We start from the raw sequence: 14,340 nt of genomic DNA on the forward strand, positions 1-14,340 counted from the left end.
ACTTTTGTAAACGAAAATGTTATTGATCTGCTACCATTTTATTGAATTATAGCTTATAGCTTGTATTATGAAACTATATTATTGTATTTCAGTGCTTTATATTAAATCAAATAAAGTATTAATTTTACAGTATCTGTAATTATTATCATTTATTTAGGCCTGTGAAAAGAAATAAATTACATTTGTAACCGTTATTGTTATTCATAATATGTTACAATGGTAAACACCTCGAATTTCACAAAACGATTGGAAAAAATACTGGATTATTACTCATTATCTGCTGCTGCGTTTGCGGAAGAAATTGATTTTAACCGCTCGACCATTTCACATTTACTCTCAGGAAGAAATAAACCGAGCTTGGAATTTGTTATGAAGCTCTATCAAAAATTTCCAGAGGTTGATATGGATTGGTTACTTTTCGGAAAAGGGAGCTTCCCTTCTACCGGAGAAAACTTAAAAAGTCTGGACAATCAAAAACAAATTGAAACTTCAAATGAAGAAAACTCATTGAATCTTTTTTCTGCAGAAAATGACACCGAGGTCAAAAGAAACATTCAAGTGAATCAAAATGTAAAGAATATTGAGAGAATTGTAATTTTTTATACTGACGGTAGCTTTAATGTTTACCAAAACTAAATGGTTTCAGTAATTTTTCGGAAATTCGCATAAATTTTAAGCATGCGGTTTTTTTTAGCTTTATTAAGTTTTCTATTATTGGCGGGATGCTATGAAACCCAACGAGATTGTGCCAATTTTAAAACCGGAACCTTCGAGTTTGAGGCGTTTTCGGGCACTGAGGTCTTCAAAACAACCATAATTCGCAATGATTCCATAGAGGTTGATTATTTTCAAGGGAAAACAGATTCTTCTTCTATTAGATGGATAAACGATTGTGAATATGTTTTAAAAAAAATAAATCCGAAAAATCAAGCTGAAAAGAAAGCCATTCACATCAAAATTTTAACCACTGATAAAGACAGTTACACTTTTGAGTTCAGTGAAGTGGGCAAAACCAAAACGAGCAAGGCTACGGCAAAAAGAGCAAAGCATTAGTTGCCTTTGTGTTTCAGCAGTGTATTTTGCTCTTCCATCAATTTTTCAATATTTGATAGCAGTTGGATGTCCTTTGGCGTTTCTACGGTTTTATCCTGAGGATCCTCTGCCTTTTTCTTAAAGCGATTGATGAATTTTATTACCATGAAAATGGTAAAGGCAATAATGAAGAAGTCGATCAACACTTCCATAAATTCCCCATAACCAATTGCAATTTCCTCAGATGTTTCACTTGCAGGACGCAGAATATACTTTTTATTCGCCAGGTTTACACCATCAGTAAGCATTGAGAGCGGAGGCATTACAATCTTTTTTACAATTGTACTTATTACATTATTGAAGGCAGTACCTATTACGATACCCACCGCCATATCAATCATATTGCCTTTTATGGCGAAGTTTTTAAATTCCTGAAAAAATGAAGCCATGTGTTGATTTTTTTGTTAGCGTGTAATAATAGAAAAGATTTCAGAAAGAAAAAAAGTTAAACGCGACCCGCAATTCGGTCCTTTGCAAGCTGTAGTACTGTATGGAACTGATCTTCCAGATTCATTTCAGAATTATCAATTTCAATAGCATCGGCTGCTTTTACCAATGGAGAGTCTTCTCTGGTAGTATCAATGTGGTCACGATCTTGAATATTCTTTAAAACCTCAATATACTGTATGTTCTCACCACGCTCCAAAAGCTCTTTATACCTTCTCTGGGCGCGCTCTTTAGCTGAGGCATTCATAAATATTTTTAGCTCGGCTTGGGGGAACACAATTGTACCAATATCACGACCATCCATAACTACTCCCTTTTCCAGGCCCATCTGCTTTTGCTGGGCCACCAGTTTTGCTCGCACTTCGTGAATTGTCGCAATGGGACTTACAAACTTTGATACTTCAAGGTTTCTTATTTTATCTTCCACATCTTTTCCATTCAAAAAAATATGTGCTTTGCCCCAATTAGGCTCTTTATAAAACTTAAGATGGATTAATGGAAGTGATTCTTTAAGTTTAGCAGTATCAAAATGATTTTTGGAAATAATACCATTTTGCATAGCGTAAAGCGTTACGGCTCTGTACATTGCACCACTGTCCACATAAACATAGCCCAGATAATCGGCCAATTGTTTGGCAACCGTACTTTTTCCGGTCGAGGAATATCCGTCAATGGCAATAGTAATTTTTCCCATTACTGAAGATCTATATTTAAGCCGAAAAAGCTGGATGAAGCAGCGGTACTAAATTTTGAATAGGAATAGCTCAATCTTAATTTATTCAGTTTAATTGCAAAACCGGCGCTTACTCCTGCGAAAGCCCGTTTTTCTGCTATTCGCAACTCTTCACCTCTTCTGAAATTATACCCCAACCGAATATTGAAACCGCTTTCGGGAAATAGTTCAATTCCCGCAATCATATGCCGAAAAGCGTTGTCTATAAAATTTATATTTTCTTCGGTAGTGTTTCCTTCCAAATCAGTTTCCTCTCTTGAAGGGTTAGAAAACGCTACATTCCATTGTTGCATATTTTCCAAGGTAAAATGCCAGCGAATAGGCACATTCTGCAATGTTTGTGAAATTCCAAAAATAAGTTCAAACGGAAGGGGTTCATATTCTTCGTGATAGGGTGTGAATTGTGTTCCCAAATTTCTAGCAACTCCCGTAATATGAAGATCCCAATCTTCATAAACGTACATAATACCAATATCCAAAGCACCGCCAAATGAAGAATAATTTTCCAGTTTTGAAGAAATAAGCTTTAGGTTTACACCGACGTGAAAATTTGTGAATGCAATATTTCGGGCGTGCCCCAGAGAAAGGGCTACTTCGCCCCCACTGAAACTATTAGTTGGGTTTCCTTGTTCATCGTAACCATCAAACTGTCCATAGTTAACGTACGTTATACCAGCATGCAAAACCTGTGTTCTTCTATCCCATAGATAAGCATAGGTGGCCGTACCATAGTTTACATCCCCAATATAGTTTGTATAATTAAGCGAAAGCTGGTTGTCCATTGCAGGATTAATACTAGCGGGGTTGAATAGTGGCTGGGTAGGGTCGTAATCATAATTAGTCACTACTTTTCCGCCCAAAGCAGCCATTCTAGGACTATTAACAAGGTTTAGAAACTGATAAGTTGCCTTACCTCCTATCTGGGCTGCCAAAAGCTGAGATATAAATAAGGAAACAACTAAGAAAACCTTTTGGGTCATAGACGTAAGTTACCGTAACTAAAAACTAAACGAATGCAAGTATAATTTATTTTTGCAAAGGAAAGAAACATCCATGATTAATTTTTATAACGCTTGGGTTTGATAGCTGCAAGTTCTATTTAAACTTTAAAAGTAATGTAGGCAATAATATGATTGATGATTAATGCATAATTGTTTTTGGCAACTCTGCATTAATCATCTTTTTGTTAAAAATTATAGCTTTTTGGCGTTTTTTACCTTTTCCTTGGTTAGGGCTAACTCTAAGACATCACTCATATCTTTTACATAATGAAAAGTGAGTCCCTTTAAATATTCAGGTTTTATTTCGTTTATATCGCGTTTATTGTCTTCACATAGTAGAATTTCTTTAATTCGGGCGCGTTTTGCAGCTAGAATTTTTTCCTTAATACCGCCTACGGGCAATACCTTTCCTCGCAAAGTAATTTCACCAGTCATTGCGATGGATTTCTTTACTTTTCTTTGTGTGAAAAGTGATACTAATGAAGTAAGCATCGTTATACCGGCACTTGGGCCATCTTTGGGCGTTGCACCTTCTGGCACGTGAATGTGAACGTTATAATTATCGAATATATCTGGATTGATACCAAGCTTTTCAGCATTGGATTTTATGTATTCCAAGGCAATTGTGGCAGATTCTTTCATAACCTTACCCAAATTTCCGGTCATATTTAACGTACCTTTTCCTTTGGAAAGGGTAGATTCAATAAACAATATATCTCCGCCAACTTTAGTCCAAGCTAGACCTGTAACCACGCCTGCTACATCATTATTTTCATATTTGTCGCGTTCCAGTTTGGGAGCGCCCAAGACTTCAATAATAATATCATTGGTCACTTTTATTTCATACTCCTCTTCCATTGCAATCTTCATTGCTGCATAGCGAACCATTTTAGCAATTTGCTTCTCCAATCCACGCACACCACTTTCGCGTGTGTAGCCCTCTACAATTTTCTCAAGTTGGGGCTTGGCTATTTTCAAAGCCTCACTTTCCATTCCGTGCTCTTTTAATTGTTTGGGAAGCAAATGTCGCTTTGCTATTTCAACCTTTTCCTCTACGGTATATCCTGTTACGTTTATTATTTCCATTCTATCCCGCAAAGCAGGTTGAATGGTACTCAAACTGTTTGAAGTAGCTATGAACATAACCTTTGAAAGGTCATAGCCCAATTCTAAAAAGTTATCGTAAAAGGCATTATTCTGCTCTGGGTCCAAAACTTCGAGCATTGCTGAAGAAGGGTCGCCCTGATTGCTTGCGGAAATTTTATCAATTTCATCCAAAACGAAAACAGGATTACTTGTACCAGCCTTTTTAATACTCTGTACTATGCGCCCCGGCATGGCCCCAATGTAGGTTTTACGATGGCCCCTTATTTCAGCTTCATCGCGAAGTCCGCCCAAGCTCATCCTCACATATTTTCTGCCTAATGCCTCTGCAATAGATTTTCCCAAAGAAGTTTTACCAACACCTGGAGGTCCGTAGAGACAAAGAATGGGCGATTTCATATCGTTTCTTAGTTTCAAAACGGCCAAATATTCTATGATGCGCTTTTTAACATCATCAAGGCCGTAATGGTCACGATCCAAAATTTTTCGGGCGCGCTTTAAGTCGAATTTATCTTTGCTATATTTATTCCAAGGAAGATCTAAAAGCAGGTCCAAATAATTTCGCTGGATACTGAATTCAGCAACCTGTGGATTCATGCGCTGCATTTTTGAGAGTTCTTTATTAAAATGCTTTTCAACGTCTTTGTTCCACTTCTTTTTTGTGGCACGTTCACGCATTTCCTCTATTTCTTCTTCCATTGATGATCCACCCAATTCTTCCTGAATGGTCTTCATTTGCTGTTGAAGAAAATACTCACGCTGCTGCTGGTTTATGTCACTCTGAACCTTCGACTGGATATCATTACGAAGTGAGAGCTTCTGAATTTCCATATTCATATATCGGAGCGTTTCCAGTGCACGATCCTTAAGGTTGTTAATCTCCAAAAGTGCCTGCTTCTCCTCTACTTCAATATTTAAATTTGAAGAAACAAAATTTATCAAAAAGCTAGAGCTTTCAATATTTTTAATAGCAAAGGCAGCCTCAGAAGGAATATTCGGGCTTTCTTTAATAATCTTCAGTGCCATTTCCTTTATAGAGTCTATTATAGCTCTAAACTCTTCACTTTCCTTTTCTGGGCGTGCTTCAGCAACTTCTCTGATAGTAGCAGTCATATAGGGGTTGGTAGTAATTACCTCTGCCACCTCAAAACGTTTTTTTCCTTGAATAATTACTGTGGTATTGCCATCGGGCATTTTGAGAACACGAAGTATTTGGGCTACGGTACCGATTGTATTTATATCACCAATACCGGGTTCTTCCTCGTTTTCATCTATTTGTGAAACAACGCCTATTACTTTGTTACCTTTATTGGTTTCATTAATAAGCTTAATAGACTTGTCCCGTCCTGCAGTAATTGGAATAACCACCCCGGGGAAAAGTACTGTATTTCTTAAAGGTAGGATAGGTAGTATTTCAGGGAGTTCTTCTTTATGCATAGCATCTTCATCCTCAGCGGACATAAGTGGGATGAACTCTGCATCTTCCTTTAAATCTTGAAATGACAACTTGTCTAACGATGTAAGTTTTGAATTCGCCATATATGTTTTTAAGACATTGTGTCACAAATGTAGTAAGCACAATGTGTAAAATTTATAATTTATGTTTTTCTTAATAAAAAAGTATTGATTCTCAATAGCTTTATGTGTTCTTACCCTTTATAAGTCAAGAGTTGTGCCAGTTATATTTTATTCGCGCCTTACTGTTATAGTGAAACATTTTGGACCTGGATATTATCTGTTCTTCTTTTTAAAAAGAAAAAACCGTCTCTGGAATTTCCAGAAACGGTTTTTCAAAATTTGTTTATTTTTTATTTACGGGAGCACTGCCAAGAATTCTCCTGCAGTTATTTGATATACCGTTGGGTCTTGCCCGGTGGCATCTACAGCAGTAAAGTTGAAAATTCCTTCAATGATACCATTTGGAATATCGTAATTTGTAATTACAATAGTTCCCGGGTTTGAAACATACGTTATCGAGGTTCCCACAACTGGGGTATAAGTTGCTACAATTTCATCTCCTTCTATTACTTCAGTGCTCATTTCAAATGAACCTTCAGTAATGGTTGCAGGAAAAGTAAGTTTCATTCTTTGGTCACCTACCAAGGTAGTAATGGTTATGGTAGGGTATTGATTGAAAACATCGGTAGTTATTGTAATATCTTCAGAATTGTAAGCTGCACCATCCACATTGGCCCTAAACACATTATTGGCTCCGGGCACCCCTTCAAAGTAAGCTGTAAAACTACCTTCGGTAACCTCAACAACATCTGGAAGCTGGTTTAATGGATCGGTTGCCGTAAAGGCAAAGGTTGCTTTTAATACCCCTAACTCTAGATCAAATTCAGAAATTGTAATTGTCCCTGGATTTGATGTCAGGTTTTCGGCGCCATTGCCTGCGTTGTAAACTCCTATTAATTTTGTTCCGTCAGAAATTTGTACCATCTCAAATGTACCCACGCCTAAGGAACGGGGAACGTCAATTCGTATTTGCTCTCCGGTATTGGACTTAGCTTCAATCTTTATCATGTGTACATCGCCAACCATTGGTTCCGTAACCGAAATAGTATCAGCTACAAAATCAACTCCATTTGTTTTAGCGAAAAATTCATTTTCAGGATTTCCACCAGTTCCTCCACCACCTCCGGTATCATCGATAATGTAAGGAATGGCATTAAAAGCTCCATTTGTTATTGCAATTTCCTCTAACACGGGATCTCCATTGCCATCAAGGATCGGATTGCCGTCACCATCAACTTTAATTCGTACTCCTACAAAACTAAATGTTCCTGTAACGGTTTCAGCGCTAGCATCCAAAGCGGTAATGTTCATTAACCCATATCCTCCCAAAGCATCTGCCGAGATATAAGGAAGTGGATTATTTGAACCGTCAAAATATGAGCCAGAATTTTGAATGGCCCCACCAAGAGATAGGTTGAAAGAACCTACCGCAGCATCCACAATTGCAAGAGTTATATTTTCGCCACCTGGTTTTGAACCTGTAATCACCAATTGGTTATCGGTAGTAAGTGTAGCAGAAACAGAATTTGCAATAAACTCTTGGCCTTCTATTTGTGCTTTAAACTGTCCCTCATCTGCATCGTTCTGTTGTTCTTGGACAAATTCACCTGTAAGGGGCTCGTTTTCACAGGAAAAGAATTGAAATGCAAGAAATACTAAAAGCATTCCTTTTAAAAAATACATTTTCTTCATAAATAAGTAGTTTGTAGGTAATAAACGCAAACTTAAACAAAAATTGTTTAACGGTTTTTATTTCGTGGTACTCTTGCCAATAAAAATACCCCTGTCATAAAAAATATGACTAGAAATAATATTGAGTTACGCATACTTCCTGTTATTTGATCTATAAATCCATAAATAAGCATTCCTATAACAATCCCTATTTTCTCGGCAACATCATAAAAACTGAAATAGGAAGTGGTGTCCTTTGTCTCTGGTAAAAATTTTGAATATGTAGAGCGTGAAAGTGATTGTATCCCGCCCATAACCAAGCCTACCACTCCTGCAGTAATATAAAACTGAATAGGATCTATAATAAAAAATGCAACCACGCAAATGCCCACCCAAATAATATTGATTACAACAAGCACGGGAATATTGCCAAATTTCTCTGATGCTCGGGAAGTTATAATTGCGCCCCCCACGGCCACCAATTGAATAATAAGAATACTCACTATTAAGCCCATGGTCTTTGCGTTGTCACCACCCCAAGCAATTTCCTGTTCACCAAAATAGGTAGCCACAAGCATCACGGTCTGTACAGCCATGCTGTATATGAAGAACGCCGCCAAATACCTCTTTAATTGAATGTTTTCCGATAATGAATTATAAACACTTTTCAGTTCCCTAAAACCATTCAAAAGTATTTTTGTACTCACTTTTTTTCCACTTTTGTTTCCCTTCGGAAGAAAATAAAAAGAGTACTGGCTAAAAAGTATCCACCAAATTCCTACGGTAACGAACGACCACCGCATTGCTTTCATACTTGCCTCTCCCCCTTCTCCAAATCCGAAAAGTTCAGGTTTCATTACCATGGCTAAGTTAAACAGCAATAATACAACACTTCCTATATACCCAAGGGAATATCCCCGTGCACTCACCCTGTCTTGCTGTTCATTAAAAGCAACATCCGGCAGATAGGAATTGTAAAAAACGAGGCTTCCCCAAAAACCTATGAGCCCACCAAAATAAAATAGCAGACTAATATGAATAGTTTCAATACTGAAAAAATAAAGCCCCATACACGAAAGTGCGCCCAGATAGCAGAAAAATTTCATGAAGTTTTTCTTGTTTCCCACATAATCTGCAATACCCGATAGTAAGGGGGAAATAATAGCAACCAATAGAAAAGCTGCTGCTGTAGTATAGCTAATTAATGGAGTACTTCTAATTGTACCACCAAAAATAGAAACTGACGTTACCCCCGCGGTCTTAAATAATGCCTGATAAAAAATAGGAAATATAGCCGATGCAATCACAAGGCTATAAACTGAATTTGCCCAATCATAAAAAGCCCACGCATTTAGTAGCTTCTTACTTCCTTTGGCTAAATTGGGCATATTCTTTTAAATTTTTGACGGCACTAATCTAATAAAAAATCCCGCGTGATGCGGGATTTTAAAAATTTATGTAATTCTGTTTATCTTTTAAAAGTTGTAACACCAAATTTTCTAGCTTCAGCTTTTGCTTCGGGCACCCAAGCCTGTATGTTTTGAATTCTTGTACTACTTGAGGGGTGTGTGCTCAAAAATTCTGGTGGCGCACCTTGTTCCTGGGCTTGCATACGCTGCCATAATTCTGCGGCAACACTCGGTTCGTAACCCGCAATGGCCATCAAAATTAAACCTATATGATCTGCTTCAGTTTCGTGACTTCTACTAAAAGGAAGCATTACGCCCACACTTGTGCCCAGTCCGTAAGCTGTGTTGAAAATTTGCGCATTTTCTGGATTATTAGCCAATGCAATATTTCCTGCTACAGCCCCTAATTGTTGCAATTGACCCGCACTCATACGCTGCTGTCCGTGATTGGCAAGCGCATGTGCTACTTCGTGCCCCATCACTGCAGCTAAGCCTGCTTCATTTTTTGTGATTGGCAAAATGCCTGTATACACTACTATTTTACCGCCAGGCATACACCAAGCATTTACGTCTTTGCTATCCACAAGATTATATTCCCATCTATAATCTGCCAAATATCCAGCATAACCATTTGCGGTCAAATATCTTTCTGCAGCAGCTGCAATTTTTTGTCCTACACTTTTTACCATTCGTGAGTCCGCAGTATTATTAACAACTTTATGCTCAGATAAGAATTCTTGATATTGCTGAAATGCCATTGGCAATATCTGCGAATTTGGAACCAATGCCAAAGTTTGTTTTCCCGTAAAAGGGTTGGTACTACACGCAACGACCAGTGCACCTATAAATAAAATGGAAAGTGATTTTGAAAATTTCATAAATGATGGTTTTGTTTAAATATTAAAAATAGATATATAAATTATATTACACTCCTAAAATTATTGTAAAATTAATTTTCCAATAATTGTTCCACAATTTTTAAACTTTAATGTTTTTTTAATAGTGAAGTGTTCCGTAAGCCTTTAAATTTATAGACTTTAAAAACTTGGAACGACTTTTGAATAAATAAAGCCGTAATTTAAAATTTACTCAATATGAAAAACATACTTCTTTTTTTAGCCCTTTCATCAACAGTTTTATTTTCTTCCTGCGAAGGTGACCCAGGACCTCCGGGACAAGATGGAGGTTTAGTGTATGCCAATGTTTTTGAGGTAAGTCCCGCTTTCAGTTATAGTGACTATCCCGATAATATATATTTTACTTCGGTTTATAATTATCCTTTTGAGGTGTATGAGAGCGACGTAGTTTTGGTTTATCGTTTATCAGGTCAAGACAATACCGTATCACCTCCAGCCGATATTTGGACACAACTTCCACAAAGCATCTATTATCAGGATGGTACTGGAGATATTTTTCAATATAATTACAATAGCACCTTTATTAGTGTTCAATTCACGATTGAAGGAAATTTCGACTTGACAAATATTGATCCCAATGATGTGAATGGTCAAACATTCCGTGTAGCTGTAGTCCCTGCCGAATTTGCAAAAACAAATCCTTCTATGAGAGATATTCTGGAAGTGATGCAAGCCGATGGTTCACAAATTGAAAAAATAGAACTTTAATATGAAAATATTAAGCACATTCCTTGTATTAAGCATGATGCTTTTCAGCTGTAATTCACCAGCACAGAAAAGTAAGGAATCCAAGAAAGAGACTTTTGAAATTACGAAAACGGATGCCGAATGGAAAGACCAGCTATCACCTGAAGCATATCAGGTGTTACGCCACGAAGGTACCGAACGTGCATTTTCAAGTGACTTAAACGATAATCATAAAAAGGGTACATACGTTTGTGCTGGCTGCGGAACGCCCGTTTTTAAAAGTAAACACAAATTTGACAGCGGCACAGGTTGGCCAAGTTTTGACCGTGCCATTGAAGGAAATGTTGCGTACTCAACAGACAATAAGCTTGGATATACCCGAACAGAAGAGCATTGTGCAACCTGCGGGGGCCATTTAGGACATGTCTTTAATGACGGACCTGATGAAACTACTGGTAAAAGACACTGTATTAATGGGGTCGCTTTAAAATTCATACCCGAAAATGGAGAATCCAAATAAATATCCCATCACAAAATCTGAAGCCGAATGGCGCGAGGAACTGGGCGAAAAACGCTACCACATTCTTCGTGAGAAGGGCACCGAGTTCCCCCGCACGGGGGAGTATAACCTGCATTTTGAAAATGGTACCTACGTTTGTGGCGCATGCCAAACTCCACTTTTTGAAAGTGACCAAAAGTTTGAAAGTAGTTGCGGGTGGCCCTCTTTTGATGATTCAATAGAAGGTGCTGTAGAATATGTGAACGATACATCGCACGGCATGATCCGTACAGAAATACTCTGTTCCAACTGCGGCAGCCATTTAGGGCACATATTTAATGATGGTCCCACCGAAACGGGACAACGCTATTGTGTGAATTCACTTTCGCTGGATTTTAAGAAGAAATAGCATTATAAATAACAGATTTAAAGTGCCAAATTCCAAAATTGAAAACCCTGGAATTTGGTGCTTTTTTTATTATTTGGAATTTGACTTTTCGCTTTTGGGTTTTTTCCTTTTGAATTTCGTAATTTCGTACCTCCAAAAATTCAGACTTAAACATATATAATGAGTAAATACGACGTAATAGTTTTAGGAAGCGGTCCCGGTGGATATGTTACCGCCATAAGGGCTTCGCAATTAGGTTTAAAGACCGCAATTGTTGAAAAAGAAAGCCTTGGAGGCGTTTGTTTAAATTGGGGGTGTATTCCCACCAAAGCACTTTTAAAAAGTGCCCAAGTTTTTGATTATCTAAAACACGCAGACAGTTACGGACTTACCGTAAAGGAGTTTGATAAAGATTTCAGTAAAGTAATTGAAAGAAGTCGTGGTGTTGCCGAAGGTATGAGCAAGGGCGTTCAGTTTTTGATGAAGAAGAACAAAATTGAAGTCATTAATGGTTTTGGAAAATTAAAACCCGGAAAAAAGGTAGATGTTGACGGAAAGGAATATTCCGCAGACCATATAATCATTGCAACTGGCGCGCGTTCCCGCGAATTGCCAAACCTAAAGCAGGACGGTAAAAAAGTAATTGGCTATCGTGAAGCTATGACACTGAAAAAGCAACCCAAAAGTATGATTGTTGTCGGCAGTGGTGCCATTGGCGTTGAGTTCGCACATTTTTACAATTCCATGGGGACCGAAGTAACAATTGTTGAGTTTTTGCCAAATCTAGTTCCTTTGGAAGATGAAGACGTTTCAAAACAATTTGAGCGCTCCTTCAAAAAAGCAGGAATTAAAGTGATGACCAATTCTTCCGTAGAAAAATTGGATACCTCTGGAAAAATGGTAAAAGCTACTGTAAAGACTTCAAAAGGCGAGGAAACGTTAGAGGCGGAAATTGTTCTTTCTGCAGTTGGAATTGCTTCAAACCTTGAAAATATAGGTCTTGAGGACGTTGGCATCGTTACTGACAAAGGAAAAATTATGGTGAATGATTGGTACCAAACCAATATTCCAGGCTATTATGCCATTGGCGATGTGGTGCCCGGACCTGCCCTAGCCCACGTTGCTTCCGCAGAAGGAATAACCTGTGTTGAAAAAATTGCTGGCCTTCACGTAGAACCTATAGATTACGGAAACATCCCAGGCTGTACTTACGCTTCTCCCGAAATTGCAAGTGTTGGTATGACCGAAAAGCAAGCTAAGGAAGCCGGATACGAAATTAAAGTTGGGAAATTTCCCTTTAGCGCAAGCGGAAAAGCAAGTGCTTCCGGCGAAAAGGATGGTTTCGTAAAAGTGATTTTTGATGCCAAATATGGCGAATGGCTGGGCTGCCATATGATTGGCGCCGGTGTTACCGATATGATTGCAGAAGCCGTTTTGGGAAGAAAATTGGAAACAACCGGACATGAAGTGTTAAAAGCAATCCACCCCCACCCAACGATGAGCGAAGCGGTTATGGAGGCTGTTGCGGATGCTTATGGGGAAGTGATTCATTTATAGATGTTAGACGTTAGACGTTAGACGTTAGACGTTAGAAAAATAAAAAAACCGCAATGTTGCGGTTTTTTTATTTGCCATATTTTAGGGGAATTTTTCGCTCATCGCTAATCCCTCTTCGCTTTATTTTAAAAAACTTTGCAAAGCCAATTCATAACTCTGCAAGCCAAAGCCAACAATTACCCCTTTCACATTTGGCGAAATGTAGCTTTTGTGTCTAAAATCTTCCCTTGAAAAAGTGTTTGAAATATGTACTTCCACTACGGGAGTTGTTATTGCCTTCACCGCATCTGCAATGCCTACGGAAGTGTGAGTGTATGCCGCAGCATTTAAAATGATTCCATCATAATTGTATCCAACTTCTTGAATTTTATCAATCAATTCCCCTTCAATATTCGATTGGAAATAGGAAATTTCAAGATTGGCATACTCCTTCTGCAATTTTTCAAAAAAATCATTAAAAGTTTCGTTGCCGTAAATATCGTTTTCACGCTTGCCGAGCAGATTTAGGTTGGGACCATTTATGATGATTATTTTCATAGGGTAAATATAGAAAAATAAAAAAGCAGGAACATTGTCCTGCTTTTTAAAATATGAAAAATTTGAAATTTAGAATGAGTATCCGGCAGAAACTTGGAAAACATTACTTTGGTTTTTACCGGTATTGTAGGTGGTGCCTAAAACTCTATATTCTTCATTTACATTTAACAATCCTTTGTTATAACGTAGGCTGAAGAAAACACCCATGTTCAATCGATATGAAGCGCCAATGCCAAATTGAGCATCAAAACTTCTGTAATAATCTTTAGCATCACCACTTACTAGATCGCCATCATCATCATAATAGGTTCCTTCAGCATTAACCAAAACCCCAAATACAGGTCCGGCCTCAGCACTTAAACCTTCAATTATATAGAATTTTACCAATACTGGTACGCGAAGAAAATCTAATTTAGTGTCTTCTCCTAAAGTACCAAAACTCCAATCTGAACCCTCGGAAGAGTACAATAATTCAGGCTGCAAGGAAAATTTCCCCATTAAGGGAATTTCAACAAGACCGCCAATGTGGAAGCTTGTTCTTGAGCCAAGGCTACCTAAACCACCATAATAGCTATCTCCTCCTAAAGTGGCAACGTTTAAACCAGCTTTCGCACCCATTCTGAATTCCTGCGATTGTACAGACGTTAATGTGAATAACATGACTGCAATAAAAAGTAAAAGTTTTTTCATAATGAATAAATTTTAAATTAATTAAAACGACAATATTGTCTCATTAAAAATACTAAAAGATTTCTATATAGTTATATGAATTATGTAACA

The 14,340-nt window shown here is 37.8% G+C and carries 15 protein-coding genes; 6 read left to right on the plus strand and 9 right to left on the minus strand.

Annotation, left to right across the window (positions count from 1 at the left end; translation table 11 throughout):
• The first annotated feature begins 216 nt into the window (after positions 1-216).
• Positions 217-636 (plus strand): helix-turn-helix transcriptional regulator, encoded by a 420-nt coding sequence (locus LS48_RS13250; protein WP_062622984.1) that lies wholly within the window; start codon positions 217-219, stop codon positions 634-636.
• Positions 637-678: 42 nt separating this feature from the next.
• Positions 679-1,053 carry a hypothetical protein gene (locus LS48_RS13255; RefSeq protein WP_062622985.1) on the plus strand — a complete coding sequence of 125 codons (375 nt, stop codon included), beginning with the start codon at positions 679-681 and terminating at the stop codon, positions 1,051-1,053.
• On the opposite strand, the gene mscL is transcribed toward LS48_RS13255, so the two are convergent.
• The 7 genes from mscL to LS48_RS13290 form a co-directional block, all read right to left on the minus strand.
• A complete protein-coding gene (gene mscL / locus LS48_RS13260) occupies positions 1,050-1,481 on the minus strand; it encodes a large-conductance mechanosensitive channel protein MscL (protein ID WP_062622986.1) in 432 nt (143 codons plus the stop codon). The two genes, LS48_RS13255 and mscL, sit on opposite strands and share 4 nt — an antisense overlap.
• Before the next feature lie 56 nt (positions 1,482-1,537).
• Positions 1,538-2,233 (minus strand): (d)CMP kinase, encoded by a 696-nt coding sequence (gene cmk / locus LS48_RS13265; protein ID WP_062622987.1) that lies wholly within the window; start codon positions 2,231-2,233, stop codon positions 1,538-1,540.
• Positions 2,233-3,252, minus strand: a complete 1,020-nt coding sequence (gene porQ / locus LS48_RS13270) for a type IX secretion system protein PorQ (protein ID WP_062622988.1) — start codon at positions 3,250-3,252, stop codon at positions 2,233-2,235. The genes cmk and porQ overlap by 1 nt, the downstream gene beginning before the upstream one ends.
• 213 nt (positions 3,253-3,465) lie before the next feature.
• Positions 3,466-5,916 (minus strand): endopeptidase La, encoded by a 2,451-nt coding sequence (lon, locus tag LS48_RS13275; protein WP_062622989.1) that lies wholly within the window; start codon positions 5,914-5,916, stop codon positions 3,466-3,468.
• A gap of 273 nt (positions 5,917-6,189) precedes the next feature.
• Entirely contained in the window at positions 6,190-7,587 is a 1,398-nt protein-coding gene (locus tag LS48_RS13280) for a DUF6252 domain-containing protein (RefSeq protein WP_062622990.1), read from the minus strand.
• Positions 7,588-7,634: 47 nt separating this feature from the next.
• A complete protein-coding gene (locus tag LS48_RS13285) occupies positions 7,635-8,954 on the minus strand; it encodes an MFS transporter (RefSeq protein ID WP_062622991.1) in 1,320 nt (439 codons plus the stop codon).
• 80 nt (positions 8,955-9,034) lie between these two features.
• Positions 9,035-9,853: a M48 family metallopeptidase gene (locus LS48_RS13290; protein ID WP_062622992.1), complete on the minus strand. Its 819-nt coding sequence runs from the start codon at positions 9,851-9,853 to the stop codon at positions 9,035-9,037.
• 216 nt (positions 9,854-10,069) lie between these two features.
• Between LS48_RS13290 and LS48_RS13295 the strand changes: the two genes are divergently transcribed.
• From LS48_RS13295 to lpdA, 4 genes are all read left to right on the plus strand, one after another.
• Positions 10,070-10,600 (plus strand): hypothetical protein, encoded by a 531-nt coding sequence (locus tag LS48_RS13295; RefSeq protein WP_062622993.1) that lies wholly within the window; start codon positions 10,070-10,072, stop codon positions 10,598-10,600.
• A gap of 1 nt (position 10,601) precedes the next feature.
• Positions 10,602-11,099, plus strand: a complete 498-nt coding sequence (msrB, locus tag LS48_RS13300; protein WP_062622994.1) for a peptide-methionine (R)-S-oxide reductase MsrB — start codon at positions 10,602-10,604, stop codon at positions 11,097-11,099.
• Positions 11,083-11,487, plus strand: coding sequence for a peptide-methionine (R)-S-oxide reductase MsrB (gene msrB, locus LS48_RS13305; protein ID WP_062622995.1), 405 nt, complete (start codon positions 11,083-11,085; stop codon positions 11,485-11,487). The genes msrB (LS48_RS13300) and msrB (LS48_RS13305) overlap by 17 nt, the downstream gene beginning before the upstream one ends.
• 159 nt (positions 11,488-11,646) lie before the next feature.
• Entirely contained in the window at positions 11,647-13,023 is a 1,377-nt protein-coding gene (lpdA, locus tag LS48_RS13310) for a dihydrolipoyl dehydrogenase (protein ID WP_062622996.1), read from the plus strand.
• A gap of 120 nt (positions 13,024-13,143) precedes the next feature.
• On the opposite strand, the gene aroQ is transcribed toward lpdA, so the two are convergent.
• Positions 13,144-13,560, minus strand: a complete 417-nt coding sequence (gene aroQ, locus LS48_RS13315; protein ID WP_062622997.1) for a type II 3-dehydroquinate dehydratase — start codon at positions 13,558-13,560, stop codon at positions 13,144-13,146.
• A 69-nt stretch (positions 13,561-13,629) separates the two neighbouring features.
• Positions 13,630-14,250, minus strand: coding sequence for a porin family protein (locus tag LS48_RS13320; protein WP_062622998.1), 621 nt, complete (start codon positions 14,248-14,250; stop codon positions 13,630-13,632).
• Positions 14,251-14,340 lie beyond the last annotated feature (90 nt).

The organism is Aequorivita aquimaris, assembly GCF_001573155.1.
In the GTDB taxonomy this organism is placed as follows: domain Bacteria; phylum Bacteroidota; class Bacteroidia; order Flavobacteriales; family Flavobacteriaceae; genus Aequorivita; species Aequorivita aquimaris.

Coding starts and splice junctions, on each gene's coding strand:
- LS48_RS13250 (WP_062622984.1), top strand. CDS start 217: ATGGTAAACACCTCGAATTTCACAAAACGATTGGAAAAAATACTGGAT.
- LS48_RS13255 (WP_062622985.1), top strand. CDS start 679: ATGCGGTTTTTTTTAGCTTTATTAAGTTTTCTATTATTGGCGGGATGC.
- mscL (WP_062622986.1), bottom strand. CDS start 1,481: ATGGCTTCATTTTTTCAGGAATTTAAAAACTTCGCCATAAAAGGCAAT.
- cmk (WP_062622987.1), bottom strand. CDS start 2,233: ATGGGAAAAATTACTATTGCCATTGACGGATATTCCTCGACCGGAAAA.
- porQ (WP_062622988.1), bottom strand. CDS start 3,252: ATGACCCAAAAGGTTTTCTTAGTTGTTTCCTTATTTATATCTCAGCTT.
- lon (WP_062622989.1), bottom strand. CDS start 5,916: ATGGCGAATTCAAAACTTACATCGTTAGACAAGTTGTCATTTCAAGAT.
- LS48_RS13280 (WP_062622990.1), bottom strand. CDS start 7,587: ATGAAGAAAATGTATTTTTTAAAAGGAATGCTTTTAGTATTTCTTGCA.
- LS48_RS13285 (WP_062622991.1), bottom strand. CDS start 8,954: ATGCCCAATTTAGCCAAAGGAAGTAAGAAGCTACTAAATGCGTGGGCT.
- LS48_RS13290 (WP_062622992.1), bottom strand. CDS start 9,853: ATGAAATTTTCAAAATCACTTTCCATTTTATTTATAGGTGCACTGGTC.
- LS48_RS13295 (WP_062622993.1), top strand. CDS start 10,070: ATGAAAAACATACTTCTTTTTTTAGCCCTTTCATCAACAGTTTTATTT.
- msrB (WP_062622994.1), top strand. CDS start 10,602: ATGAAAATATTAAGCACATTCCTTGTATTAAGCATGATGCTTTTCAGC.
- msrB (WP_062622995.1), top strand. CDS start 11,083: ATGGAGAATCCAAATAAATATCCCATCACAAAATCTGAAGCCGAATGG.
- lpdA (WP_062622996.1), top strand. CDS start 11,647: ATGAGTAAATACGACGTAATAGTTTTAGGAAGCGGTCCCGGTGGATAT.
- aroQ (WP_062622997.1), bottom strand. CDS start 13,560: ATGAAAATAATCATCATAAATGGTCCCAACCTAAATCTGCTCGGCAAG.
- LS48_RS13320 (WP_062622998.1), bottom strand. CDS start 14,250: ATGAAAAAACTTTTACTTTTTATTGCAGTCATGTTATTCACATTAACG.